1 protein-coding gene is annotated in these 1,165 nt (G+C 67.5%); it reads left to right on the top strand.

What is annotated here, in order from left to right:
• Window positions 1-1,165: elongation factor Tu (tuf, locus tag ACFQZQ_RS14725; RefSeq protein ID WP_386813688.1), on the top strand; the 1,165-nt coding region annotated here is incomplete at both ends.

Consider the following 1,165-nt stretch of genomic DNA (forward strand, 5'->3'; position numbering starts at 1 on the left):
ACCAAGCCGCACGTGAACGTGGGCACCATCGGCCACGTCGACCACGGCAAGACCACGCTGACGGCAGCGCTGACGAAGGTGGGCGCCGAGCGTTTCGGTGGCGAGTTCAAGGCCTATGACGCGATCGACGCGGCGCCGGAAGAGAAGGCGCGCGGGATCACGATCTCGACCGCGCACGTCGAGTACGAGTCGGCCAACCGCCACTACGCGCACGTCGATTGCCCGGGCCACGCCGACTACGTCAAGAACATGATCACCGGTGCGGCGCAGATGGACGGCGCGATCCTGGTGTGTTCGGCCGCGGACGGCCCGATGCCGCAGACCCGCGAGCACATCCTGCTGTCGCGCCAGGTCGGCGTGCCGTACATCGTCGTGTTCCTGAACAAGGCCGACATGGTCGACGACGCCGAGCTGCTCGAGCTGGTCGAGATGGAAGTGCGCGAGCTGCTGACCAAGTACGAGTTCCCGGGCGACGACACCCCGATCATCCACGGCTCGGCGCGCCTGGCGCTGGAAGGCGACCAGTCGGAGATCGGCGTGCCGTCGATCCTGCGCCTGGTCGAGGCGCTGGACACCTTCATCCCGCAGCCCGAGCGTGACGTCGACAAGCCGTTCCTGATGCCGGTCGAGGACGTGTTCTCGATCTCCGGTCGCGGCACCGTGGTGACCGGCCGCATCGAGCGCGGCGTGATCAAGGTGGGCGAGGAAATCGAGATCGTCGGTATCCGCGCGACCCAGAAGACGACCGTCACCGGCGTCGAGATGTTCCGCAAGCTGCTCGACCAGGGCCAGGCGGGCGACAACGCCGGCCTGCTGCTGCGCGGCACCAAGCGCGACGACGTCGAGCGTGGCCAGGTGCTGTGCAAGCCGGGCAGCATCAAGCCGCACACCGAGTTCGAGGCCGAGGTGTACGTGCTGTCGAAGGACGAGGGCGGCCGCCACACCCCGTTCTTCAAGGGCTACCGCCCGCAGTTCTACTTCCGCACCACCGACATCACCGGCGCTTGCGAGCTGCCAGAGGGCGTGGAGATGGTGATGCCGGGCGACAACGTGAAGATGGTGGTCACGCTGATCAACCCGGTGGCGATGGACGAAGGCCTGCGCTTCGCGATCCGCGAAGGCGGCCGCACCGTCGGCGCCGGCGTGGTGGCCAAGATCCTCAAGT

Origin of the sequence: Lysobacter koreensis (assembly GCF_042677045.1) — a bacterium.
Lineage (GTDB): Bacteria > Pseudomonadota > Gammaproteobacteria > Xanthomonadales > Xanthomonadaceae > Lysobacter_K > Lysobacter_K koreensis.